The sequence below is a fragment of the Corynebacterium sp. HMSC11D10 genome (genome assembly GCF_001806995.1).
Lineage (GTDB): Bacteria > Actinomycetota > Actinomycetes > Mycobacteriales > Mycobacteriaceae > Corynebacterium > Corynebacterium coyleae.
This window is the reverse complement of record NZ_KV787052.1, coordinates 38,561-39,001: the sequence shown is the minus strand read 5'-3', so window position 1 is coordinate 39,001 and position 441 is coordinate 38,561. Positions and strand designations below refer to the sequence as shown.

The following is a 441-nucleotide window of genomic DNA, read 5'->3' as shown; positions in this document are numbered from 1 at the left end:
ATAACGGCACGAGGTTGGCCAGGTTGGTTTCCCCACCATGCCGCCAGGCGTGGATATGGTGCATGTCGCAGTTGTCAGCTCCATGCCGGCAATCCGGCACCGGACAGGTTGGCGACATCATCGATGCCAACGCGCGCTGCTTACTATTTGCAAACCGCTGCGTGCGATACAGGTTGACTGCACCCTCGGTCGGGTGAAACGCCGCGACTTCCAGCTCGTCGCCGAATTGCTGCGCGAGAAACTCCGCACCTGTCATCGTCGTGCCATCAGTCAGCGTGAGCGTGACCTCATCGCCTCCACCAGATTGGATACGCGTCCATTCGGGAAGCGGCACCATAATGATCGGCCGTGGTACTGCATGCGGCACTCCACCACCATCGCCATCGCCGCGCAAGATATCCATGAGTGCATCAGCCATCTGGCCGGCTGGTGGCAGTTCCG

General features: G+C 60.5%; 1 protein-coding gene. It reads right to left on the bottom strand.

Going from position 1 to position 441, the window contains the following annotated elements:
- Positions 1 to 441, bottom strand: a 441-nt coding sequence (locus HMPREF3120_RS12120; protein WP_168156409.1) for an HNH endonuclease signature motif containing protein, incomplete at both ends; no start/stop codon positions are given.